This window comes from Sulfurimonas sp. HSL3-2, assembly GCF_039645965.1.
GTDB lineage: Bacteria > Campylobacterota > Campylobacteria > Campylobacterales > Sulfurimonadaceae > Hydrocurvibacter > Hydrocurvibacter mobilis.
Genome location: NZ_CP147917.1, coordinates 1,991,460 through 2,014,251 on the forward strand (window position 1 = coordinate 1,991,460; position 22,792 = coordinate 2,014,251).

General features: G+C 39.4%; 28 protein-coding genes. 7 read left to right on the forward strand and 21 right to left on the reverse strand.

From position 1 onward, the window contains the following. Positions 1-20 precede the first annotated feature (20 nt). The 6 genes from WCX87_RS10005 to WCX87_RS10030 all read left to right on the forward strand — a co-directional run bounded on the left by WCX87_RS10005 (position 21) and on the right by WCX87_RS10030 (position 4,915). The gene (locus WCX87_RS10005; protein WP_345979659.1) at positions 21-1,559 is read left to right on the forward strand and encodes an OprD family outer membrane porin; all 1,539 of its coding nucleotides are present in this window, start codon (positions 21-23) and stop codon (positions 1,557-1,559) included. A gap of 107 nt (positions 1,560-1,666) precedes the next feature. Beyond that, positions 1,667-2,569, forward strand: coding sequence for an MBL fold metallo-hydrolase (locus WCX87_RS10010; protein WP_345979661.1), 903 nt, complete (start codon positions 1,667-1,669; stop codon positions 2,567-2,569). After that, entirely contained in the window at positions 2,566-3,048 is a 483-nt protein-coding gene (locus WCX87_RS10015) for a DUF255 domain-containing protein (RefSeq protein ID WP_345979663.1), read from the forward strand. Before WCX87_RS10010 ends, WCX87_RS10015 begins: the two co-directional genes overlap by 4 nt. After that, the gene (locus tag WCX87_RS10020) at positions 3,048-3,479 is read left to right on the forward strand and encodes a DsrE family protein (RefSeq protein WP_345979664.1); all 432 of its coding nucleotides are present in this window, start codon (positions 3,048-3,050) and stop codon (positions 3,477-3,479) included. The genes WCX87_RS10015 and WCX87_RS10020 overlap by 1 nt, the downstream gene beginning before the upstream one ends. A 29-nt stretch (positions 3,480-3,508) precedes the next feature. Then, positions 3,509-4,426 (forward strand): DUF302 domain-containing protein, encoded by a 918-nt coding sequence (locus WCX87_RS10025; RefSeq protein WP_345979666.1) that lies wholly within the window; start codon positions 3,509-3,511, stop codon positions 4,424-4,426. A gap of 24 nt (positions 4,427-4,450) precedes the next feature. Continuing rightward, positions 4,451-4,915: a DsrE family protein gene (locus WCX87_RS10030; protein WP_345979668.1), complete on the forward strand. Its 465-nt coding sequence runs from the start codon at positions 4,451-4,453 to the stop codon at positions 4,913-4,915. On the opposite strand, the gene WCX87_RS10035 is transcribed toward WCX87_RS10030, so the two are convergent. The 10 genes from WCX87_RS10035 to WCX87_RS10080 all read right to left on the reverse strand — a co-directional run bounded on the left by WCX87_RS10035 (position 4,916) and on the right by WCX87_RS10080 (position 12,773). Further along, positions 4,916-5,650: an SDR family NAD(P)-dependent oxidoreductase gene (locus tag WCX87_RS10035; protein WP_345979670.1), complete on the reverse strand. Its 735-nt coding sequence runs from the start codon at positions 5,648-5,650 to the stop codon at positions 4,916-4,918. It abuts the gene before it with no gap. After that, entirely contained in the window at positions 5,651-6,910 is a 1,260-nt protein-coding gene (locus tag WCX87_RS10040) for a homoserine dehydrogenase (protein WP_345979672.1), read from the reverse strand. Continuing rightward, on the reverse strand, positions 6,910-8,133 hold the full coding sequence (locus tag WCX87_RS10045; protein WP_345979674.1) for an LL-diaminopimelate aminotransferase: 1,224 nt from the start codon (positions 8,131-8,133) through the stop codon (positions 6,910-6,912). The genes WCX87_RS10040 and WCX87_RS10045 overlap by 1 nt, the downstream gene beginning before the upstream one ends. Before the next feature lie 52 nt (positions 8,134-8,185). After that, complete coding sequence (locus tag WCX87_RS10050; RefSeq protein WP_345979675.1) at positions 8,186-9,028, reverse strand: hypothetical protein; 843 nt, start codon at positions 9,026-9,028, stop codon at positions 8,186-8,188. Beyond that, positions 9,022-9,813 carry a hypothetical protein gene (locus WCX87_RS10055; RefSeq protein WP_345979677.1) on the reverse strand — a complete coding sequence of 264 codons (792 nt, stop codon included), beginning with the start codon at positions 9,811-9,813 and terminating at the stop codon, positions 9,022-9,024. The genes WCX87_RS10050 and WCX87_RS10055 overlap by 7 nt, the downstream gene beginning before the upstream one ends. Further along, positions 9,810-10,490, reverse strand: coding sequence for a 23S rRNA (guanosine(2251)-2'-O)-methyltransferase RlmB (gene rlmB / locus WCX87_RS10060; RefSeq protein ID WP_345979678.1), 681 nt, complete (start codon positions 10,488-10,490; stop codon positions 9,810-9,812). The genes WCX87_RS10055 and rlmB overlap by 4 nt, the downstream gene beginning before the upstream one ends. A 75-nt stretch (positions 10,491-10,565) precedes the next feature. Further along, positions 10,566-11,378, reverse strand: a complete 813-nt coding sequence (rsmI, locus tag WCX87_RS10065) for a 16S rRNA (cytidine(1402)-2'-O)-methyltransferase (protein ID WP_345979679.1) — start codon at positions 11,376-11,378, stop codon at positions 10,566-10,568. Positions 11,379-11,395: 17 nt separating this feature from the next. Beyond that, complete coding sequence (rpmE, locus tag WCX87_RS10070; RefSeq protein WP_345979681.1) at positions 11,396-11,596, reverse strand: 50S ribosomal protein L31; 201 nt, start codon at positions 11,594-11,596, stop codon at positions 11,396-11,398. 104 nt (positions 11,597-11,700) lie between these two features. After that, positions 11,701-12,378, reverse strand: coding sequence for a 16S rRNA (uracil(1498)-N(3))-methyltransferase (locus tag WCX87_RS10075; protein WP_345979682.1), 678 nt, complete (start codon positions 12,376-12,378; stop codon positions 11,701-11,703). Then, positions 12,369-12,773: a hypothetical protein gene (locus WCX87_RS10080; RefSeq protein ID WP_345979684.1), complete on the reverse strand. Its 405-nt coding sequence runs from the start codon at positions 12,771-12,773 to the stop codon at positions 12,369-12,371. The genes WCX87_RS10075 and WCX87_RS10080 overlap by 10 nt, the downstream gene beginning before the upstream one ends. Before the next feature lie 60 nt (positions 12,774-12,833). Between WCX87_RS10080 and glp the strand changes: the two genes are divergently transcribed. After that, positions 12,834-14,051, forward strand: a complete 1,218-nt coding sequence (gene glp / locus WCX87_RS10085) for a gephyrin-like molybdotransferase Glp (protein WP_345979686.1) — start codon at positions 12,834-12,836, stop codon at positions 14,049-14,051. Positions 14,052-14,059: 8 nt separating this feature from the next. Here glp and WCX87_RS10090 read toward each other — a convergent pair whose 3' ends face one another. The 11 genes from WCX87_RS10090 to WCX87_RS10140 form a co-directional block, all read right to left on the reverse strand. Beyond that, positions 14,060-14,641, reverse strand: coding sequence for a 6-carboxytetrahydropterin synthase (locus WCX87_RS10090; protein ID WP_345979688.1), 582 nt, complete (start codon positions 14,639-14,641; stop codon positions 14,060-14,062). A gap of 2 nt (positions 14,642-14,643) precedes the next feature. Next, the gene (locus WCX87_RS10095; protein ID WP_345979690.1) at positions 14,644-15,402 is read right to left on the reverse strand and encodes a 7-carboxy-7-deazaguanine synthase QueE; all 759 of its coding nucleotides are present in this window, start codon (positions 15,400-15,402) and stop codon (positions 14,644-14,646) included. After that, positions 15,402-16,367, reverse strand: a complete 966-nt coding sequence (moaA, locus tag WCX87_RS10100) for a GTP 3',8-cyclase MoaA (protein WP_345979692.1) — start codon at positions 16,365-16,367, stop codon at positions 15,402-15,404. The genes WCX87_RS10095 and moaA overlap by 1 nt, the downstream gene beginning before the upstream one ends. 271 nt (positions 16,368-16,638) lie before the next feature. Then, entirely contained in the window at positions 16,639-17,580 is a 942-nt protein-coding gene (locus WCX87_RS10105; RefSeq protein ID WP_345979694.1) for a c-type cytochrome, read from the reverse strand. Between the two features lie 12 nt (positions 17,581-17,592). Then, a complete protein-coding gene (locus tag WCX87_RS10110; RefSeq protein ID WP_345979696.1) occupies positions 17,593-18,807 on the reverse strand; it encodes a cytochrome bc complex cytochrome b subunit in 1,215 nt (404 codons plus the stop codon). 12 nt (positions 18,808-18,819) lie between these two features. Next, positions 18,820-19,341, reverse strand: a complete 522-nt coding sequence (gene petA, locus WCX87_RS10115) for a ubiquinol-cytochrome c reductase iron-sulfur subunit (protein ID WP_345979698.1) — start codon at positions 19,339-19,341, stop codon at positions 18,820-18,822. Positions 19,342-19,402: 61 nt separating this feature from the next. Further along, entirely contained in the window at positions 19,403-20,269 is an 867-nt protein-coding gene (locus tag WCX87_RS10120) for a hypothetical protein (protein WP_345979699.1), read from the reverse strand. Between the two features lie 99 nt (positions 20,270-20,368). Beyond that, positions 20,369-20,581 (reverse strand): SHOCT domain-containing protein, encoded by a 213-nt coding sequence (locus tag WCX87_RS10125; RefSeq protein ID WP_345979701.1) that lies wholly within the window; start codon positions 20,579-20,581, stop codon positions 20,369-20,371. 216 nt (positions 20,582-20,797) lie between these two features. Continuing rightward, positions 20,798-21,553: a hypothetical protein gene (locus WCX87_RS10130; RefSeq protein WP_345979703.1), complete on the reverse strand. Its 756-nt coding sequence runs from the start codon at positions 21,551-21,553 to the stop codon at positions 20,798-20,800. A 135-nt stretch (positions 21,554-21,688) separates the two neighbouring features. After that, positions 21,689-22,441, reverse strand: a complete 753-nt coding sequence (locus tag WCX87_RS10135) for a hypothetical protein (RefSeq protein ID WP_345979704.1) — start codon at positions 22,439-22,441, stop codon at positions 21,689-21,691. Beyond that, positions 22,441-22,665: a hypothetical protein gene (locus WCX87_RS10140; RefSeq protein WP_345979705.1), complete on the reverse strand. Its 225-nt coding sequence runs from the start codon at positions 22,663-22,665 to the stop codon at positions 22,441-22,443. Before WCX87_RS10140 ends, WCX87_RS10135 begins: the two co-directional genes overlap by 1 nt. Between the last annotated feature and the right edge of the window lie 127 nt (positions 22,666-22,792).

A 22,792-nucleotide genomic window follows, 5' to 3' on the forward strand; every position in this document is an offset into this window, starting at 1 on the left:
TTTTACATAAAAGGGATGAAATGAATTTGATAAAAATGAGCGCGATCACAGCGTTAGTATGTGGATTATGTATTTCAGCAAATGCTGATGACACAAAAGCAAAACGTGAATTAAAAAACAATATGATGGAAGTCTATAACACTCTACCTAGCAGTGTTGACAACCTGGGTGATGCATTCACAAAGGGTGTATTTTACGGCCGTTTACGCATGAACGCTTTCAAATGGGACTGGAAAGATGACGTAGCAGGTTCTATTCAAGACAATAAAGCATTCGGTCTTGGCGGTAGTCTTATCTATAAAAGTGCACCTTATATGGGTGTAAGTGCGACTGCAGGTCTTTACTATTCAGACAGTCCGTTTTCCGGTCTTCGCGACAGTGTCGCAGACTTAAAATACATCAAAGCGGGTAAAGACACATTCAGCCGTTATGATGCAAAAACAAACGGCGATTACTATATGGCTGTGTTAGCTCAAGCATATCTTCAATACGACATCTCAAAAACTACGCTAAAAGCGGGTCGTCAAATATTTGAATCTTTCTTGACAAAATCTAACGATACAAAAATGATTCCAAATACATTTGAAGGTTTTGTATTAGAGACAAAAGAGATTCCTAAAACAAGAATTCGCGGTGCATACTTCTATGCTCAAAAACTGCGTGACCACACGACATTTCATGATGTAATCACATACAGTGATTCAAATTCAACGTCATCACCAGCTACTTGGAACGGTAATGACGACTCTGCAGTACATAAAGGTCTCAGCTTTAAAAACTTTGAAGCAGCAGGTAAAGATGTACACCATAAACTTATCCTTGCAGATGTAAGCAACAAATCTATCGATAACCTTAAAATCGACGTGACATACGCTGCTGTACCGGATGTCGTTTCATCGATCACAGGTGAGTTAAACTATAAGATAGCTCTACCGGGCGGATATTCACTGACTCCGGGTATCCGTTATATGAAACAGATGGATAACGGCGGCGGTAAAGTCGGTGGTGCAAACTTAGGCGGTAGTCTTGTTACTTGGACAGGAAGTACTGCTACATATAACAGTACAAAAGGGTATAGCACTCCGGACAGTTTAGAGAGTTCACTCGGTATGGCTCGTTTAGTCCTTAAAAAAGGACCTTTAAAAGCACAGATCGCTTACTCTGCAGTTTCTGACGATGCAGATATCGTTGCTCCGTGGAGAGGTTTCCCGACAGGCGGATATACTCGTGCAATGGCTCAATATAACTGGTATGCAAATACTAAAACTTATGATGCTGAAGTCGCATATGACTTTGGAAAAGCGGATATAATTCCGGGATTCAGCGCTATGCTTCGTTATGCGATACAAGATTTTGATGAGAAAAAACAAGCTGCCGGTGTTCAAGCAGACAGTAACGTAATCCATATGGATTTCCGTCAAAAGATCGCAAAAGGGCTTGATGCAAAACTTCGTATCGGTCTAGTAAGTGCAGATAAACTAAGCTCTTACAGTTCAACACCGGGTATAGATAAAAACTCTTACAACGAATACCGTTTTGAGTTAAACTACCTGTTCTAATAGTATTTAAAAATGCTTAAAGGATTTGTCCTCCTTTAAGCCAATATTTCTGACGCATTGCGTCAAACTTTAGTAAGTGTATAAAATTAAATAGTAAAGGTTGTGTCATGAGATTACTTGTAGTAGCTGTTTTCTTCATTCATTCTCTTCTTGCATTTGAGTACCAGCTCAAACCACAACAAATCAGTAGTAATATCTACTGTTTTTTCGGGCTACCGCAAGTAATCGATGAGCACAACAATGGCAATATGGTAAATTCATGTTTCGTTGACATGGGGACCAGTTATCTAGTCATAGACAGCGGTCCCACCTATGCCTACGCTAAAGAGGCTTACGGCAAGATCAATGCGATCAAAAAACTTCCTATATCTTATGTAATCAATACGCATGTTCACGATGACCATTGGCTTGGAAACAGCTACTACAAAGAGCTTGGCATCGACATTGTAGGTTCCGTAAAATTCAAAAATGAAGCAAAACTGGCAATGACGAGGATGCAAAAACGCATTAGCAAAGAGGCGTATGCAAAAACGACTCAGGTATTTCCAAACGTATTCGTAGACAAAGAAAAAACACTTACCGTAAACGGCAAAAAAGTGTTTATAAAAAGTGTGAATAAAAAAGCTCATACAAGTAGTGATCTTTTAATTCATATTCCTAGCTTATCGGCACTGTTTGTCGGTGATATAGTATTTAACGATAGACTCCCGTCACTTAGAGACGGGAACATCAAAGAGTGGATAAAAGAGCTTGAAAAGGTCAAGTCATATAACGCAAAATATATAATCGGCGGTCACGGAGAGATGGTCACTCCACACTCCGTTGATTTTACCTATAACTATCTTGTCGAGCTAAAACAAAAAGTCTCTGCAGCCATCGAAGATGGAGAAGAGATAGAGGATGCTGTCGACAATATCAAGATGGAGTCATACAAAAGTTCGCATATGTATAACGAACTTCAGAGACAAAATGTTGAAACGGCATACAGAACACTGGAATGGGAACAATGATAAAATCGGTTTTACTTTTTTTAACGACATCACTTTCTATGTACGCGGTGATGTTAAGAACAGTTCTACTTTTTTTAACGACGTCACTCTCTGTATATGCCGTCATGGCAAGAGTAGTTCTACTTTTTTTCGTAACGTCACTTTCATTACATGCTGTAGAGTGGCACAGATATGAAGATGCTCTCAAAGAGCAGCAGGTCAGCAACAAACCGATCATGATAGATGTGGTAAGAACAAACTGCCACTATTGCAGTGATATGGATAGAAAAGTGTTTGACGACAAAGAGATGTCGGTGTGGATAGAGAAGCGTTTTATACCCGTCAAGCTCAATCTTGATCATGATAAACTGCCACTTGGAATAAAAGTTATGTTTACCCCTACATTTTATTTTGTAAATAAAGAGGGCAAGATTTTAAAAAGAGTTCCCGGTTCTTGGGATATTCAAGACTTTAAAGATTTAACGGAGATGATCAAATGATGAAATATATTTTTATACTGCTTTTAATGGGTACAGCACTTTTTGCAGATACAAGGTTTGCAGAGCCTAAACCTTCCATAGACAATCAGCGTCAGATCCTGTTTTCTATCAACAGCGGTGATGATGAAAAGATCAACCATGTTCTCAGCAGTGCGAACAATGTACTGAAATACTACGGACCGGAAAATGTCCATATGAGAATAGTCGCTTATTACCACGGGATCAAAGCCGTGTTAAAAGCGAACAAAGAGATCGCCGAGCGCGTCGATACGCTTATGCAGTACGATGTGGAATTCGTGGCATGTGAAAACACGATGATAACAAAACATATTAAAAAAGAGGAGCTGATCGACGGTACCGAAGTAGTGACAGCCGGCATCGTCGAGATAGCAGAAAGAATTAAAGAGGGATGGATCTATATCGTTCCCTAAGAAGATAAAAACAACAAAAAGGAAAAACAATGAAAAAGATAATAGCACTGATCATCACTTTGAGTCTCTCGCTTTATGCAAAAAGAGACCTGCATATATTTGATGTAGACAATACCAATGGAAGCATAACGCCTGCTACCATAGCAAAAGCATTTTCACAAAACGGCATTTCTGTCGCACTCAACAACGATATGACCACTCCGTTTAAAAAACAGTTTCAAAAGAGTGACTTCAAGATCTTCACGCTTATGACAATCTATGAACCAAAACTGGATGACAAACTTGTAAAAAAATATCCGCATGCGGGGATATTCATCCCTAAAGGTATCGGCATCTATCAACATAATGACGAAAACACTTTACATGTAAGCGTACTGACATCGGACGCAGAGGCAAAGATCATCGGTATCGATAACAATGATATCCTCAAAAGCATAGAGAGCAAAGTCTTAAAAAGCTTACAAGCCGCTCTTCCTAATGCAAAACAGAGACTCAGTGAAGACAGCTTGAAAGAACATAGAGATCTCGTCACGGTATATGAATATGATCTTGACGGTGCAGACTGGGAGGATGCAAAAGGAGAGATAGAGATGAACCTGGAAGGGGCATTTGCACCCCGCGGTTTTATCATGCCTGCTTCTATGGATTATGATGCTGATATCTTCCAAGAAGACGGCAGTGAAAACCCGTTTGATTTTTATGAGACGTACTCTATCTGTAAGCTGCCTGTTATCTATACAGTCGCAAAAAGCAGACCTGAAGCTTCTGCATTTGCACCGTGTACGACAATAGTATACAAGAAAAAAGATGAGGACAAGATAGTCATAGGCTTTCCGGCTGTTTACAACTGGATGAGCAGTGCAAAAGTCCAAGATAAAGAGGCTCAAGAGGTGCTGATGAAAGCACAAAAAGATTTTGAAGCTATTTTAAAAGAAGTTACAGAATAATAACTTACAACAAAAGGAAAATATATGAAAAAATTACTACTGCTTCTTGCATTTTTTAGTTTTTTAAATGCAGAAGAAGGGATAAAAAAAGTTGTTTTTGATCTAACGACAGGTGATTTAAAAGTATTTGAAAAGAAAGTACTCTCAGGGATCGCACACCAAAAATCATATTATGAAGGCAAGATGGAAGAGCTGCAAGCCGCAGTCGTTATCCACGGTGACGCTTATAAGTTTTTTGTAAAAGATGTAAGCAGTTCACCTTTTAAAGATGACAAAGAGCTTCAAAAAGAGAGTACGCAGCTTGCGACTAGGATCTCATCTCTTGTCGAGACATACGATGTAGAGTTTCTTATGTGTAATGCAGGTATGAAAAGTAAAAATATCAAAAAAGAGAATATCTTCAGTTTTGTAAAGATCGTACCAAACTCGACTATCGGGCTCATCGATAAACAAAACGAAGGTTATGCCTATATACCTATAGCAAAATAACTACACTTTCTTAGAGACGATATAAGCGATCAGCCTCTCTTTTACCCCATGAGGCAAGAGATCGATCGTCTTTATCATCAGGTAAAACCTCAGAGGAAAAGCGTAAATTCGCTTTTTTCTCTCTATTGCTTTTACGATCCTCTTGCTCCCCTCCTCCAAACTCATCAAAAACGGCATCGAAAAACCGTTCTTCTGTGTCAAAGGCGTATCTATAAACCCGGGCAAAATATTGATGACATCGATGCCGTACGGCTTGTATTTATATCTCACACCCTCGGCATATGCATTTAACGCCCTTTTAGAGGAGCTGTAAGCCACGGAACTCGGCATAGTGATGATAGAGGCTAAAGAGGAGATAAAAACGATCGTACCGCTTCTCTGCTCTTTAAACTTCGGCAGAAGCGGTTCAAGTACGGCATGGTATGAAAGAAGATTTGTGTCATAGAGTCTTTTAAAATCATCAAAGGGTGTGACTTCTAAAGAGTGCCCTATCGAGATCCCCGCGTTTAGTATTGCCATATCGACAAAACCGATCTCTTTTATCTTCTCTTGTAAAAGATCAAAGTCGCAGATATCCACATCGATGATATCCACCTTACAACTAAGTGTGTTCTGCAGTTCTTGAAGTCTTGATCTGTCTCTGGCTAAAAGGATTAAATGGTTGTCGGAGGTTGCATAACGGCGGGCAAGTGCTGCACCTATGCCGCTGCTTGCACCTGTTATAAGTATCTTCACTTAGACGATACGGATCATAACCGGTTTAGAGTTTACAAAATCCAGCTCTTCTATGCTTTTTATCATATTTTGTATATCTTTTTCAACCGCTATATGTGTAGAGATAAGAAGGTTTGCACTGCCGTCTTTTGAAGGGCGTTGCAGGATTGTCTCTATCGATATATTGTTCGTAGCGAAGATCGTAGTTATCTTAGAAAGAACGCCTGCTTTGTCCGAAACATTGATACGAAGATAGTATTTAGACTCGATATCATCGATCGGCTTTAACTTGAGTCCTTTTTCTAAAGGCTTGTCGAATCCAAGCATCGGCTTGCTTTTTCCGCTTCTTGCGATGTCAATGATGTTTGCGATGACCGCACTTGCAGTAGCATCGCCGCCGGCACCCGGTCCGTAGTAAAGTGTTTCGCCAACTTTATCGCCTACGACACTGATACCGTTCATAACACCGTCTATCTTAGCTATCATCTCGCTATTGTCAATGAGTGCTACATGAACGCGAAGCTCGACTTCGTTTTTCACACGTTTTGCGATACCGAGCAGTTTTACGCTGTAACCGAACTCTTTGGCAAATGCGATATCGTCTTGAGTGACGTTTTGGATCCCTTCGATAAGGATATCTTCAGGTTTTGCATCGATCCCGTAAGCGATACTAGCAAGAATAAGAAGTTTGTGAGCCGCATCAAATCCCCCGATATCAAAAGTAGGATCAGCCTCTGCATAACCTAACTCCTGAGCTTCTTTAAGGATTGCATCAAATGCCACACCTTCGTTTATCATCTTTGTAAGCATATAGTTACATGTACCGTTCATGATACCCATGATAGATTTGATATGGTTTGCTGAAAGTCCGTCACGAAGAGCGTTGATGATAGGGATGCCCCCTGCGACGCTCGCCTCGTACTCAAACGGCAGATCACCAGCCATATCTTGAAGCTCATAGCGGTGGTATGCAAGAAGTGCTTTGTTTGCAGTGACGACGGCTTTACCGTTTTCAAGTGCACGTTTTACGACTACAAATGCGTCTTCAACGCCGCCCATCAATTCTACGACGACGTCTATCTCCGGATCATCTAAAATATCGTCGGCGTTGTCTGTCAGAATGATATCAAGACCTCTGTCTTTAGAAAGATCTCTTACGACTCCGCTTTTAACGACTATCTCATCGCCGGCACGTGCCGAGATGATCTCTTGGTTATCTTTTAAGATATTTACTACTGATGTCCCGACTGTCCCGACACCAATAATCCCTACTTTTATCACTATTTATCCTTAGATTCTTCAAACTGTTTTAAAAACACCTTGATATTTTTTGCGGCTTGACGGATACGCTTATCGTTTTCTATTAACGCGATACGTACATACCCTTCACCATACTCGCCGAATCCGATCCCCGGAGCAACTGCGACATGAGCTTCACGAAGCAGTTTTTTCGAGAACTCCAAAGAACCGAGATGTGCTGCACACTCAGGTATCTTTGCCCAGACGAACATACTCGCCTGATTTCTTCTCATCGGCCAGCCTGCTTTATTGAACGCATCAAGCAGTACATCTTGACGATGGTCATATTTATCAGTGATATCTTTTACACACTGCTGGTCACCGTTTAATGCGATAGTCGCAGCGACTTGGATAGGTGTGAACATACCGTAGTCAAGCCAAGATTTTATCTTTTGAAGTGCACCGATAAGTTTTTTGTTTCCTACGAAGAACCCTACGCGCCATCCTGCCATGTTATAGCTTTTAGAGAGTGTAAATGACTCGACAGCCACATCTTTTGCACCCGGAACACTCATAATAGACGGTGTCACATAACCGCCGAAAGTGATATCACCGTAAGCGATGTCAGAGATCACGTAAAATCTCTCTCTCTTTGCCATCTCTACCAGTCTTACGTAAAACTCCTGAGTCACAGTCGCTGTAGTAGGATTGTGAGGGAAGTTTACAAGAACGAATTTTGGTCTTGGAGAGTTCTCTTTAAACACACGCTCTAAGTCTTCAAAAAACTTATCTTCATCGACTTTATAATCTTCATCGAACGCTAAGCCGAACTTGACGACATTTCCGCCCGCCAATATAAAAGCATACGAGTGGATAGGATATGTCGGATCCGGTACGACTGCTACATCACCCGGGTTCGTAATAGCATACGCCAGGTGAGCATATCCCTCTTTACTTCCCATTGTAGCGACACACTCAGTTTGAGGGTCAAGATCGACCCCGTAACGGCGTTTATACCAGTCAGCTATCGCTTGAAGAAGTTTAGGGATACCTTTTGATGTAGAGTATCCGTGAGTTTTTGTCTTTTTGGCAGATTCAACAAGTTTTTCTCTAATGTGTAGAGGAGTGTCCCCGTCAGGGTTACCCATACTAAAATCGATAACGTCCGCACCTGCACGACGCTCTTTCATCTTAAGTTCATTGACCTCTGCGAAGACATACTTCGGAAGTCTTTCCATTCTATCAAATTTTATTTCATCAAACATCTGTTTACCTGCCTAAATAAATTGTCGAATTTTAACATAAATATTCAACTATTTATCTAGAACCTACCGCTTTAATTGTAAGTCCGTTTTTTATATTTTTCAAAGTATAGAGGTCGGCTATTTTGATATAAACTGTATCTGAGGGGATTTCGACGCTTAACTTGGTCGTTTTACTATCGATTTTTTTCACTTTCAAGATGCGTAAAGAGCGGTCGTAAAACGAGATATACGGGTACCAGCTGTTACCGTAATTTGAACTTATCACTATCTTTTTTATTAATGAGACATCAAGCCATTTCTCATATATCGAACGCTCTAGATTTATAATATCCGTCGATGCCAGTTTCAATACATTTAAACGGGCATTTTTCATATCGATCTGATAGCTCCAAGATGCAGGAGTATCGCTTGAGATATCGACTATATCACATCCGCGTTTATTGAGCTCTTTTCTCAGGATGGTAGGGTCGATCGCATACTCGCTTGTAAGTTCTATGCTCCATACAAATTCAGACGGGTTCATATGCGCTTCTTTTGTGATGTATCTGTAATATCCGATGGCTCTGAGGGTATCTGACATCAGCTTTACAAAGAAGATCGGAGAACCGTCTGTTGAAAAGCTCATTGTTATCGTTCTCGGTTTATCGAAAAACAGGTTGAGAAGACCGTTTTCTTTAAGTGTCTGCACAACTCTTACGATATCGAGTCTGTTATCGCTGAAGTAAGCACTTTTGGGTTCAAAAATGATATTGATAAAATCTTTATTGTTATTGTATATCTTACTGCCTAAAATAGACTCTATCTTACTGTCTATAGAGGCGGTCTGATTGCTGTCAAGCGGTGCAGCGAGAAGAGAGGTATAAAATAATAAAGCTACGAATATTAACCTTACCAAGTACTACCTCTGTTTAATGTTTTAAACTCTTTTCTTGTAAGCTCACTCAATTCGCCGTTTTCAAATTTAAAATACTTCTTGCTTACTTCATGATACTCTTTTAGTTCCATGCCGAGATCGATTTTCATCATACCGTGACCAAAGACCAAAAGATAGTTTTTTGACGGGTCTAACTCAAAGTTGTGTTGGATAGTGATCTGCTTTTTTGAAAAGTCGGACATATCGATATAGCCGATCCAAAGCGATTGATTCGTCAATATTTCCAGTCTTGTCGCTGCCAGACTTTTTTCTGATGTGTTTTCGTCTATGATATTATTGTCTGTGATGTTGATATCTTGCGTTTGATTGATATCGGGAATAACTGATTCTGTAGTATTAAGGTCCAGATGCATTTTTGCGGATTCTATTTGTGTATTGTTTAGCTCCATCTTATCGGAACTGCTGTTTAACATATTTGAGATTGCGTAATACCCGACTACAACGGTGATGATCAAGATAACAAAGATCAAAGCCTTACTTGATTTGCTGCCGTCTTTATCTTCTACGGTCGGTTCTAGAGGATCTTGTTCATCAGATACGTTTTGTTGTTCATATTCATTTAAAAGTTCGCTCAGATCCAAATGATATTCACGTTCTAAAATAGAGATAAATCCGCGAAACTGGATCTTCGGTATCTTATCAAATGATTTTGAGAGAATATACTCTACATTTTTACGAGCTATATGAGTCTTCTCATATACCTTCTGTGCACCTATCTCTTTTAACTTTTCAAAATCTTCGTTCATAAACGCATCCTATCCATCAAAATAGCTCCCGCAACACTAACATTTAAAGAATCAAATCCATTTTCCATCTTTATGGAAACTTTTTTATCCAGTCTGCCGACCGCTTTTGGCGGAATCCCTACAGATTCGCTTCCAAGTATGATCGCACGCTTTAGCGCAGGCTTGACATCACGTATATCTTCCCCGTCCATAACTGCACCGTAGATCGTAAAACCTGACGTCTTCAGATCGTTGATAACATCATACAGATTCGGTACAAGACCAAAAGGCATATCAGCTAAAGCACCCGTAGAACTTCTCATGATCGGTTCCATGCTCAACTGTTTAACACCTGTAGCTATAATACCTTCGACCCCAAAGGCATACGCGCTTCTTACAATCGCTCCAATGTTACCGACATCGGTAATAGAAGCTAAAACAACCACAAAGTCTTTATCTAAAAAAGATTTAAGAGGCGTATATTCAAACTCTTCTATCTCAGCCAAAAAGCCTTGATGGTTTGAACTCTTACACATCTTGTCAGCGGCATCTGAGGGAATGCGTTTGACTTCAAAATCGAACTTCATCAATTTTGAGTACTCTTTTTTATCAATATCTTTTGCAAGGTACAGTTTACTGACAAGTTTGGGATGATTATGCAGTATATAATATACCGGCTGTTTTCCATAAATTAACATGGCGTACATTTTAGCCAAAAATTCTTAAAAAATTGGAATAATTATATTCTTTTAGTTAATGTTCTTAGAGAAGCACTACAGTTCGAGAAGTCTTTTGTAACAGCTTTTTGGATTTTCACCCGTTATTTTAGCAATAAGTTTTGACGCCGTCTTGATCGGGATATCAAGTTCGAGTATATCGTTTTGGCTTATATTTGAGTTTATCGCTTCACCCGCTTGGATGATCACGACCCATTCGCCTTTAAAGTTGCCTTCGAGTCTTTTTAGGATCTCGCCTGCAGTACCGTTAATATATCTTTGAAACTTTTTAGTAAGCTCTTTTGCCAAAAATATCTCTCTGCCCGGAACCTCTTTATCAAGCTCTTTTAGAAGCTTTTCAAGCCTGTGAGGAGACTCATAAAGAATAGTCGTGTAACCGTTGTAGAGTGCTTTTTGCAGTGCTTTATCACGGTCTCCGCCTTTGTGCGGCAAGAAACCGAAAAACAGAAATGATGTCTCGTTAAACCCGCTTGCCACATACGAGGTAAGGACTGCATTTGCACCGGGAAGCACGTCATACTCGACACCGTTTTCAATACAGTAACGAACCAGCATCGCACCCGGATCACTGATGCCAGGCATCCCTGCATCGCTAGCATAAACAACATTCTTTTCAAAAAAATCAGGTGACAGGTTTTGAACAAAATGGTGTTCATTGTGTGAATGAAGCGAAATGAAATTTTGGTTTTCTTTACATGTAAGGTTGTAACGCTCTTTGAGTATTTGGATAAGTTTTTTTGTAATGCGGGTGTCTTCGCAAAGAAGGGTGTCAGCTTCACCAAGAGCTTGCATAGCTCTCAGTGTTATATCGCCGATGTTTCCAATAGGTGTTGGAACTAGAGTAAGCAAAATGCGGAACTCTAGGATTAGTCCATATTGTAACGTTTTTTGAATTTATCAATACGTCCAGCAGTATCGACCATACGCTCAGAACCTGTGAAGAATGGGTGACATTCATTACAGATATCTATAGCCATCTCGTTTTTTTGGCTTTTTGTTGTAAATGTGTTACCACATGAACATGTTACTGTACAATCAACTAGTACTGGGTGGATATCTTTTTTCATAAATTTTCCTTGTGATACACGTTTGTGTGCGTATATCTATATATTTTTTAAATCCGTATGGGGGCAGATTTTTGAAACCGGATTATATCTAAAAAACTCTTTATTTACAATAACATCTTAGAGGCCACCGCAACGACAGCCGTCTCAGAGCGCAGGACCATAGGCGTATCAAGCCTGTAGACTTTTTGTTTTGACAGAAGCACTTTTTCACTTTGAGAGAACCCGCCTTCACTTCCGATGAGGATCGTCTCGAACTTCTCATCGCCGCTTAAAACAGTGTCACAAAAATCAAAGACCGCGCTGTTAGGGTATTTTTTCATGAACTCATCGATGTTTTTGAGCGTCTCAAACTCCATCACGTCCGTTCTTCCGCACTGTGAAGAGGAGCTCTCCAAGATGCGTCCGAAACGGTTGAAGTCTGGTTTGAAGTTCTTTTGGGATCTGTCACAGTAGATAAAGCTTATCTTTTTTACACCGAGTTCATTCAGCATCGGCAGAACTTTTTCAACCGACTTGGTATCGATGACACACCAGCCTACATGTAAGACCTGTGAGGATTCTACTTTTTGTTCAGCCGACTCAAGAAGTCTTACATGTAAGGCTCTTGGATCGATCGATTCTACGATATAAGTGTATGCGACGGCGAGGTTTTCGTTTGAACGAAATGTCAGTTTGTCGCCCTCTTTGTGGCGCCTGACTTTTACAAGGTATTTGTAAAGTTCACCTTTGATACTTAGACTTTCTCGTCCTGCATCATTGTCGACGACGTATATCAAATCCACATCCATATTGAGATAACTAAGACTATAAGAAGTTCAATAGAGAGTATCTTCTTTGCAAAATCTCTATATACCGGTATAGCCTCGGGAACATCTTTCAGGCGTTTTATCGGTTTAACACGTTTAGCTTCGAGCACGATAAACGCTATGGCAATAGCTATCATCGCGATATTTGCCAACGTAAAATCCAGATGTTTTGCAGCCATCATGATCGTTCCTGTAAAGAGTATTGAAGCCAGTAATACTGCTATTGTCGGTGTAAGATACGCCATCTTTTTTCTATAAGAAAAAACATTTTTAGCTCTAAAAAGCAACACAAAATTAAGACCGATTAAAACCAATAGAAGTATCACGACGTAGTTGTGAAAGTCTATGCTCATATTATACATGTAATTCATAAGTGAATTTTACTATAATATGTTTAAATATTAAGATGTATATGATGAAGGACTTATAAAATGGCTGTATCAGTTGAAGAAGCACTGAGACTTATCTACGAAAATGTCAAGCAAAAAACTACGAAGATATTACCTATAGAATCGGCTTTAAACCATGTTATCGCGTATGACATAATCGCAACTCACAATCTTCCCGAGTTCGATAACTCGGCAATGGACGGCTACGCAGTAAAGTGCGATGCAACAGGCAAGACGATAGAGGTACTTCATACAATACTTGCAGGAGATAAAGAGGAGCTTTTACTAAACGACGGTGCGGCATATAAGATAATGACCGGTGCGAAAGTCCCAGCAGGATCTGAAGCGATAGTCCCTATCGAAGACGTACAGGTAGACGGTGCCAATGTCACATTTACAAAAGAGATAAAACACGGTGCACATATAAGAATAGCTGGAGAGGATATTGAGATAGGAGACACTATCATCGATAAAGACACCTATCTCTGTGCACACCACATCACACTTCTTGCATCTCAGGGGATCTCTCATGTATGTGTCTATAACAAGCCCCGCATCGCTCTTTTTGCTTCTGGAAGCGAGCTGAAGATGCACTATGAACAACTTGATGCGCATCAGCTCTATAACACCAACACACCGACTTTTGCGGCACGCGCAAAAGAGCTTGGCTGTGATGTAGAGTTCATAGGAACGGCAAAAGACTCTTTAGACGAGATACAGACGATGATAACAAAAGCGCTTGATTATGACCTTATCATCACATCAGGCGGAGTGAGTGTAGGCGATGCGGATTTTACGAAAGAGGCGTTTGCAGCTTTTAACTTTCAGCCTATATTTGAAAAAGTGGAGATCAAACCGGGCAAACCCACGACCTTTGGAAAGATAAACGGCAGTTACGTCTTAAATCTTCCGGGTAATCCTCTTGCGGCGACACTGAACTTCGAGCTTTTCGCAAAAGCTGCCATCTTGGCAATGAGCGGAAATGAAGCAAAATACATCAACTTCATCGAGACAAAGATAAAAAATGATCTTAGATTACGCCCGGGAAAAAGAACTCTGATCCCGGGATATTTTGACGGTTCATCATTCACACCCAATGAGAAGTTCGCGCCGGGAATGGTCTCGCCGATGGCACATGCAAACGGGTTTATTATGATAGATGAGAGTGTAAGTGAACTAAGTGCAGGTGCAAGCGTAAAGTTCATCTCTACAAGATTTGACTTTACATGTAAAGAGCAGAAAGACCTTGTGACGCGTTAATAAATCTTTTAAACGCTTTTTGGATTTGTAAAACTCTTTTTGTTTTTTATATCTTCAAAAAGGTTTGCATCCCCAAACCCCTCTTTTACTTCATCACTGAAGATGATATCTTCCAGCTCTATATAACCCATCTGTTTTGAATAGGCATCATCTCTAAAACACTGTGCATACCCTGTGTCTGTCTCATGCACGATGACGCTGTAAAGTTTTACTTCATTCTCTCCGTTCACCTTACATGTAAGAGCTAAAAGTGCGTCTATCATCACAAAGATGACACGGCTGAACTGCTCTGCTGAGGGTGAGACAGGAAGTTCTACCCATCTGCTTGAATGCTTTTTCATATCCTCTATATACTCTTTAGAATCCCCGCTCCAAAGAGTGATGGCATGATCGAAACTCTCTACAAGGGCTTTCATGTTCTGCTTCATAAGTCCAAAGTCGTAGACCATCTGTCCGTTATCCAGAAAATTTGATTCAAACAGGATCTCGACTTTATATGAGTGTCCGTGCAGTGAACTTCTGCATTTTACTGAACTGCATCCGCGCACGATATGAGCATTTTCAAATTTAAAAAGTTTTCTGATTATCATTATTACACTCCATGATTTTGGTCCCAGATACGGATATGCAATCTATCTGAGTAAGTATAACCTTTTGTCTTACAAAACTCTATAAGCGGTTCCGAGTTTTTCTCTATCTCTCTTTTGCTTCCGCCAAGAGGCATGCAGTACACCTGTAAAAACGGTGCATAAGAGATGATCTCGTCTATCTCATCATCAAGTCCCAAGTCTATCGACTCTTCATCTATGGAGAACTTGAAAAACGCCTCTTTTGCATTTTGTGCATAGGAAAATATCACATCAGGTTTTATACGTTTTGAAAAACTTTCAGCCGAGTTAGAAAGCTTGACCGAGAGTGCATAGACGCACTCTTTATAAACCGGATATTTGAGAAAATCGATATTTATCGTCGCATTCGTCTCAAATGTCACGCGGTAGCCGTTTTCCACCAAGTAGGTAATAAACTCGACAAACACCTTGTCATCATAGTTTAAAAGAGGCTCTCCTCCCGTTAAGACTACGTCTACGTTGTCGGGAAGTTCATAGAGATCCATGACATGCATGAGCTGCTCAGCTTTAGATATCGGTATCCATTTTGAGGAAAAGTGCTCTTTATTTACTGCATAGACCGTGTCACATCCTAGTACATCCACTCCCTCATGCGAGGTCTGGACACATCCAAAACCCTCACAGCGCATGTTACATCCGCCAAAGCGGAAAAATAGCGAGGGCACACCGGTATAGCGCCCCTCACCTTGAATGGAGTAAAAATGTTCTACTAAATGTAACATCAGCCACCAGTCTCATAAAATGCACGGGTAGAGACCTCGTCGCTTGCCTCGCTCCAACGGTTCTTTTCAGGTTTCGTACGTACGACCTCTTTTAAGACTAACGCCGCACCTTTAATATCTCCGCGCTGGATAGACTCTTTTATGCTCATAGCCTCATCAAAATAAAGACACGGGATCAGATAACCCTCAGCAGTCAAGCGGATACGGTTACACTTTTTACAAAAATCATCTTCGTACGGTTCGATAAGACCGAACTCATACCCGTCATCCATCTTAAAGTAGTGTGAAGGAGAGTTACCGTCAAACCCCTCGTCTATAAAGTTGTAATGTTCTCTTAAATGAGAAAGCAGCTCTGCACTTTTCATCCCTTTGATATCTATCGATGCGTGAGAGTTTTCCATATACTCGATAAAACGGATCGTCATACCGCGCTCTTTACAAAACTCGAGCACGTCGACGATCTCATCGGCGTTCACACCCTTCATAGGAACCATGTTGATCTTTACTTTAAGCCCTACTTTCAGTGCTTCTTCTACACCTTCTAAGACATTTGCAAGGACATCCTTGCCTGCTATCTGCTGAGCGACTTCCGGTTTTAGAGAATCGATCGATATATTTAAACGTTTCAGCCCTGCATCTTTTAGTTTTTGTGCAACGCCTTTTAGAAGATATCCGTTTGTGGTCATCGCAAGATCGATATCGCTCTTATAGTCGTATATCATCTTAATGAACTTATCCAGATCTTCACGAAGAAGAGGTTCTCCACCCGTGATACGGATCTTTTTGACACCCTCGTCCATCGCAATCTTTAGAAATTCAAATAGATCTTCAAAGGAAAGAATATTCTCTTTTGGAACCCATGAAAAAGGTTTTTCCGGCATACAGTATTGACATCTGAAATTACATCTCTCGGTTACCGAGACACGAATATAGTCGACTACTCTATCATAACTATCAATTAACAAAGATTTTCCTTAGTTTTACAAGTAAGGGATTATATCAATATGAAGTTTGTAAAGAGTTGATGTAAAGAAGAAATAAAATTATTTTAATAATTTGTATATAAATGAAATAGATTTTTGAAGATATATGAGCACAATAACTCTCTTGCATCAGGACGATGCAAGTAGCTTTAACAGGAAACATCGCTACGCGAGCGGTAGCCTTGTTTTGGGGGTTGTAGGAACATATCTGTCCCTGCCGCGATTTAGGGCTTCTGCTCTAAATCGTGTTTTGTTAGTGTAAGTCTCTCCACACTGAACGTTTCCAAAGGTAAGCAAAAATTGCAAACACTATCATGAAGAACATTACGTTTTTACCTACTTCTTCACGCTCGACACGTTTAGTATCACCGCTGTCAGCTAAGTGTTCGATAACTTTTTCAGCTGCTTCTGCAGTAACACCGACACGTGGCATAGCAGTACCTGGAAGTGCATTTTGAGGATCCTCAATAAACGTACTTAGGTAGTGCTCACCGCGAGAACGGATATACATAGATAGATCCGGAGGAAGTTTACCCATATATTTTGTCAATGCATCTTGATAATCGATAACTTGAATATCAAACGCTAACTCATCTTTTTTGTATTTGAACGCAGGTTTTTCACCGATCTGTGTCCAGTTCTCATATCTCATAGCATGACAACGGCCACAAGCAGTCTCAAATGCCATTTTAGGAGTAAGCTCCTCTTTTTTCACGGCAATAGACTGAAGGTAAGCGACCATATCAGCCACTTCTTGGTCTATATCTCCGCCTGCACCGTAAAACTGTGACATCGGGAATGTTTTTCCACTGTTGTCATTGAACTTATGCTCTAAAATCAGTGCATGAGTAGGATTTTTAATAAGTGCCGCTAAGAACTTCGGTTCATAGATCGCACCTACATTACTAAGATCCGGAGTGTTTACTCCATAGCTTTGTGCAGTAGTAACAGGGTCCATAGGAGCAGGAATACTTGCGACTTTGATCGAGTGACAACCAGTACAAGCACCGGCACCCATGACTAAGTCTTTACCGCGAGTAGCATCACCTGTTTTTGTAAGTGCAGGAAGATCTGCATAAACAAACTTTTCACTTTCAATGTGCTTATGCATCTTTGAATGTGCGAAAGGCTCTACAAGGTAATATGTGACAAGCGTAAAAGCAGTAACAACCGCTAATATAAATAATTCTTTCATTCTCTTCTCCCCTTACGCTTTTTTCTCAAATTTAGTGATGATAGGAAGAACAATCCATAGTCCTATAAACACTAACGCTGCATAGAAACCTACAGTTCCGTACGGCTCGATCGGTGGTACTTTACCCATTGCAGTAAGTATGATCATATCAATGAGCAATGCCCAGAACCAGATAGCAAACAATCCACGACGGTTAGCAGGAACAGTGTTTGGACTTCTGTCTAAGAACGGTAGCAACATATAGATAACCTGTGCAAAACCGAATGCTAGTAGACCGACATTTGTAGAAAACGGACGTAAGATCTCATAAGACCATAGGAAATACCACTCAGGATAGATGTGAGTCGGAGTTTTCAGGCCGTCTGCAGGGTCAAAGTTAACCGGATCCATCGCAAAATCATAGTGATAGAACACTAAGTAAAAGAAGAAGATCAGGTAGATAGATACGACGAACATATCTTTACTCATAAAGTCGTTAGCAAATGCAATAACTTTAGAACCTGCTTTGTCTCCGCTTTTATATTTTTTAGCTTCCGCTTCAAAATCGATCTCTTCACCGTCTTGGTTGTTAACGTGAGGAATACGAAGTGCACCGAAGTGTAAACCGATAACTCCGATAATCGCTAAAGGAAGAAGAAGTACGTGTAACATGAAGAAACGGTCAAGGAACGCTTGTGCAGGAACGTAGTCACCACGGATCCATTCGACTAGACCATTTGCATGTAATCCACCAAGACTGAAGATGTTAGTAATAACCATACCTGCCCAGTAACTCATTTGTCCCCATGGAAGCATATAACCAGAAAACGCCTCAGCAGAGAAAGTCACGAATAACAACATACCTGATATCCAGATCATCTCACGACCTTTTTTATAAGAACCGTAGTAGATACCTGTGAACATGTGGATATAGATTACTAAGAAAACGACTGATGCCGCTACCCCGTGAATATGTCTCCATAACCATCCAAACTCGACTTCACGCATAATAGTGTAGTTAACACTGTCAAATGCAGTATTAATGTTTGGTTGATAATACATCAATAAAAAGATACCCGATACTAATAAAAGAGCGAATGTGATAGCTAAAACCATCCCCATAGCCCATAAAAAGTTAATATTTTTTGGAATCCAATACTCAGTTGCCATAACACGACGAACAGTATCAATGCCTAGGCGTTGATTTAGCCAGTCATGAACACTAGTTGCTTTTGTAAAATGTGCCATCTATCCTCCTCCTTAAAGCGTAACGCCGGTTTCTTTCATTTTTTGATACTCTGGACCTTCTTCACCTAAAACCAATTTATTGCCATCGATTTTAAAAGGAGGAATATCAAGACCACGCGGTGGTGGAGCTTTTGTAACCATACCTGTAAAGTCATACATACCACCGTGACACGCACAAAGGAAATCCTCTTTGTCAGGACGGTAACCCGGGATACATCCAAGGTGAGTACAAAGACCGATACACACCATGAAATGCTCACCGTTAACTACGACATTACGTGCTACATCCGCTTCGTTTTGTCTTGATATCATCTCTTTAGTCAGTTTTAAAACGAAAATAGGTTTCCCTCTCCATTTTTCAGTGACAAGCTCGTTCTCTTTATATGCTGACATATCAAGAGTCGTAAAACCTGCTGCACGCACACTTGGAAGTGGATCCCAAGTCTTTTTCATAGCGTAAAGAGAAGCAATAGCTCCGACACCGGCAACGGCACCGAAAGCTTTACCCATAAACCCTCTTCTTCCATTTTTCATCGTATTTTCCTCATTACTTTAGAATCGTAGGCTTTATGCTATATCAATTTCTCTTAAAAAACTATGAATACAACTTTTCTTTAAGATAATTTACAACATTGTTACTAATTTGTTGGATTTTATTATATTTTTGTGATAAAATTTGTGACAGTACGGCATTTAGAGCATCTCTACTAAAATCGTTAATTATTGGTATATTTAGTTCTTCAAATAATCTTACAAAATATTTTGGATAATCTTCTCTTTGAAGGTAGATAGGCTTTCCGCCGCTTGCAAGATTATCGAGTACCGCTTGAGGCGATGAAGTGATCAAGACTTTTGAAGATGTTATAAACTCGTCATATTCTTCAAACTCATAAGAATTTTTGAACTTTTTCTTTAACATATCTTCATAATCTAAAAAATAATAAAATCCTGTTAAAAATGTGACATCCAGTCCCTCTAAAAGATCAAGATGTTTCTCCAGATCTTTTTCATAATCGTCATCGCCGAAGAAAAATCCGAGTTCGATATTTTTCTCAAACTCGCCGAAATATTTGTCATCGACCATCGCCGCTTTACATGTAAGCTCATCTTCATAATATGGAGAGATCAAAAACTCATTTTTTTCGCGTTTATCATCGATATCGTCGCTGACTCTTATAAATGTAGAGAAGTATGCGCGCATATCTTCGAGCATCAAAGGGTTCGCTTCGGCACTGTCGAAGATGATCTTATCTCCCTGATGTGCTATGTTTACGATGTTTCTGACAAGATCGATCCCGACACTGTTTTTGATGCCGAAATGTCTTGCTTCGTGAGCGATACGAAAATCTGAGCACAGCAGTGTTATCTCATCGTCTTGAAGTGCGTTTAGTATCGCGACCGCTCTTCTAAATCTGTCCAGTCCTACTCTATGACCCGTATCGACATAATAAAATATTCTCATAATAATTCCCGTTTTTCTCTTTAAATATAGCCAGGATTATAACTACACTTAGCTTTATCGGGAATTGTATATAAGACTAACCTGCTGTTTTTAGATACCTCATCTTTTGGACAGGTTCTCTTTTTTCCTTGCATATTCTTCATCATCTATCTCACCGCTTGCATATCTCTTATCCAAGATATCCATCGCAGTCGGTTCATCGTTTTTCGTACTGTTATTTATAAAATAAACCGCTCCTACTATCAGCAGGAAAAATACAAGCCAGCCAAGTCCCATAGTAAACCCCCATCCACTCATCATATGATCAAACATGAGCTTCTCCTGTTATTTTTTCTATACGAATATTATAGTATCTATTTGTGAGGTGTTTGTGATAAAAAAAGATAAACTTTTAATTAGGTATCCTGTCTCCGGAATTTTATGGATATATGCTCTTCATCCCAATATGGTTCAGATGAAAATTGTTCTCTACCTTTAATGAGGTCAATTAACGCGCTTCTTGTACTTGTATGTATATTACTTAGCATCTTAGTTCCTTATACTATCAATTACTTCAAATGAACATACATTTTTTTGTTCATTTTTATCTATCTCTACTATCTTAATTTTAGGCTTAAAACGTCCAGCGCCATATAGTGCTCCCCTGTAAAAACTATCCATATACATTTTTTTATTATAAAAAAATAGATTTGTATCGGTTTCCAAATCCATTTTGACATTTGCAAAGTTTGAGTTTACAAATGCCTGTCTTAAAAGTTTCGTTTTTTCAATATCTATCGATTGATCTCTTGTATTGATAACGACCATAAATACTATAAAAATTTTGGAATATCCAGCTTCATTTGGTTTGGTTCCATCTTTAAAGATGCGCATAAACCTTTGATCTTTACCAAGAAAATCATTACGATAATCAGTAATATAAAACCATCTGTACTCAAGTGATTGATCAATATAAAATTTTTGATTGTATTGATCAAACTTTTTATCCTTCCTATCAATCATATTTTCATATGCAGCAATTCTTTTCAGTAAAGTTAAATTTCCATTTGAAATACTTAGAGGTTCCCATTGTGGGCGAGTGAATTTTTTTGTATATGGACCTTTAAATTCTCGAAACTTCATTATCCCTTCTGGGCTCTCTTCTTGCGCCACAAACTGTTCATCCATATTGTGAGCATAATCTTTACAAATTTGTTTTTCTTTCCCTTGTAAAATCACTACTCTTACATCATCTCCATATAAGTACACTACGATTAAAGACAAAACTATTACTAACTTTTTCATCACACCACCTCTCTTGTTTGATTTATTCTTTTTACATGTAAGAATTATTTAATTAGCTATCCTGTCCCCGGAATTTTTGTTATTACCCGTACCGTCGAAAAATACTCCTATTCTTGTTGCCATCTCTGCCTCCTTTTAAAACAGTTTTTGCCAAATGCTCTGTTTGACTTCCCTAAAGTGATCCTGTGCGTTAATGTTGTCTCTACCAAGATTCGCCCTACAATTTTTCTCATCCACCAAGATATCTATCTTCATCATAGTGTCTTTGATCTCATCCACTCCAAACTCAGGATGTCCATCTGAATGTTCTTTATCTATATATCTAGTACGATTTACATCGTCGTCTATCTGCATCGTGCAGTGGAAACTACTACCTTTTCTATATTCATACCAAAATGTTTTACATAAAAAAGTACTCTTTGGAGCGATACGAAAGTACTTTTTGTCTGTGGAAAGAGCTGATGGAGCATCAGGCTCTTTTAATGACATCGCCCCCCCTTTAGTCTTATAATAAATTGGACTGACTTTTTGTTTATCGCTTAGAATATAGTGTATGGAGGAGAGTTCCTTATCGTGTTTGCGTTTCATGATGAGCAGCAATCCCGCAAAGCGGTAGTTACACTCATTTTTATCATTTTTCATAATTATTGGAATTTTTATAGTGTAATTACCATCAGGAACCGAAATATTCTTTCCCGCTATCTTGGGTCTTCTAAAACCTGTAAGTCTTACATAATGGGAACAAGCATCACTTTCAAGATTTTGGCTCACATATGTCATCATATAACGTGCATCAAGACGAGGATCTTTCTCTCCAATAATTGTATAACTTGCCTCTTGTGCAAACAACACACCAAAAAATAAAATAGATAATAATAACTTTTTCATCACGCCACCTCTTCTTTTGGATTTCTTTGTCTTATACCCCAAGGGCACTTTCTTTGGAGCGCATGTAAAGAATTATTTGCACTTTTTGAGACATTGTTTTTTGAGTCTGCGGTATTTATGGTTTGAAGTTGTATATGAATGAAGTCTTTGTCTGGTATGCATACCAAAGTAGAAGTTTGCAATGAAAAATCGCACTGTGAATTGTTTAACTCATTTTCTTCCATCATGTCACCTTTATGAATAGTGTTACATGTAAAAGGTCATAACTCATCACACACTACTTTGTTACTTTACCTTTTACATTGTCTGAAAACTTGCGAATAACGATTATATAAAATGTTATTTTTTGTC

Coding starts and splice junctions, on each gene's coding strand:
- WCX87_RS10005 (WP_345979659.1), top strand. CDS start 21: ATGAATTTGATAAAAATGAGCGCGATCACAGCGTTAGTATGTGGATTA.
- WCX87_RS10010 (WP_345979661.1), top strand. CDS start 1,667: ATGAGATTACTTGTAGTAGCTGTTTTCTTCATTCATTCTCTTCTTGCA.
- WCX87_RS10015 (WP_345979663.1), top strand. CDS start 2,566: ATGATAAAATCGGTTTTACTTTTTTTAACGACATCACTTTCTATGTAC.
- WCX87_RS10020 (WP_345979664.1), top strand. CDS start 3,048: ATGAAATATATTTTTATACTGCTTTTAATGGGTACAGCACTTTTTGCA.
- WCX87_RS10025 (WP_345979666.1), top strand. CDS start 3,509: ATGAAAAAGATAATAGCACTGATCATCACTTTGAGTCTCTCGCTTTAT.
- WCX87_RS10030 (WP_345979668.1), top strand. CDS start 4,451: ATGAAAAAATTACTACTGCTTCTTGCATTTTTTAGTTTTTTAAATGCA.
- WCX87_RS10045 (WP_345979674.1), bottom strand. CDS start 8,133: ATGTTTGATGAAATAAAATTTGATAGAATGGAAAGACTTCCGAAGTAT.
- WCX87_RS10055 (WP_345979677.1), bottom strand. CDS start 9,813: ATGAACGAAGATTTTGAAAAGTTAAAAGAGATAGGTGCACAGAAGGTA.
- rlmB (WP_345979678.1), bottom strand. CDS start 10,490: ATGTTAATTTATGGAAAACAGCCGGTATATTATATACTGCATAATCAT.
- rpmE (WP_345979681.1), bottom strand. CDS start 11,596: ATGAAAAAAGATATCCACCCAGTACTAGTTGATTGTACAGTAACATGT.
- WCX87_RS10080 (WP_345979684.1), bottom strand. CDS start 12,773: ATGAATTACATGTATAATATGAGCATAGACTTTCACAACTACGTCGTG.
- glp (WP_345979686.1), top strand. CDS start 12,834: ATGGCTGTATCAGTTGAAGAAGCACTGAGACTTATCTACGAAAATGTC.
- WCX87_RS10090 (WP_345979688.1), bottom strand. CDS start 14,641: ATGATAATCAGAAAACTTTTTAAATTTGAAAATGCTCATATCGTGCGC.
- WCX87_RS10095 (WP_345979690.1), bottom strand. CDS start 15,402: ATGTTACATTTAGTAGAACATTTTTACTCCATTCAAGGTGAGGGGCGC.
- WCX87_RS10105 (WP_345979694.1), bottom strand. CDS start 17,580: ATGAAAGAATTATTTATATTAGCGGTTGTTACTGCTTTTACGCTTGTC.
- WCX87_RS10110 (WP_345979696.1), bottom strand. CDS start 18,807: ATGGCACATTTTACAAAAGCAACTAGTGTTCATGACTGGCTAAATCAA.
- petA (WP_345979698.1), bottom strand. CDS start 19,341: ATGAAAAATGGAAGAAGAGGGTTTATGGGTAAAGCTTTCGGTGCCGTT.
- WCX87_RS10120 (WP_345979699.1), bottom strand. CDS start 20,269: ATGAGAATATTTTATTATGTCGATACGGGTCATAGAGTAGGACTGGAC.
- WCX87_RS10125 (WP_345979701.1), bottom strand. CDS start 20,581: ATGTTTGATCATATGATGAGTGGATGGGGGTTTACTATGGGACTTGGC.
- WCX87_RS10130 (WP_345979703.1), bottom strand. CDS start 21,553: ATGAAAAAGTTAGTAATAGTTTTGTCTTTAATCGTAGTGTACTTATAT.
- WCX87_RS10135 (WP_345979704.1), bottom strand. CDS start 22,441: ATGAAAAAGTTATTATTATCTATTTTATTTTTTGGTGTGTTGTTTGCA.
- WCX87_RS10140 (WP_345979705.1), bottom strand. CDS start 22,665: ATGGAAGAAAATGAGTTAAACAATTCACAGTGCGATTTTTCATTGCAA.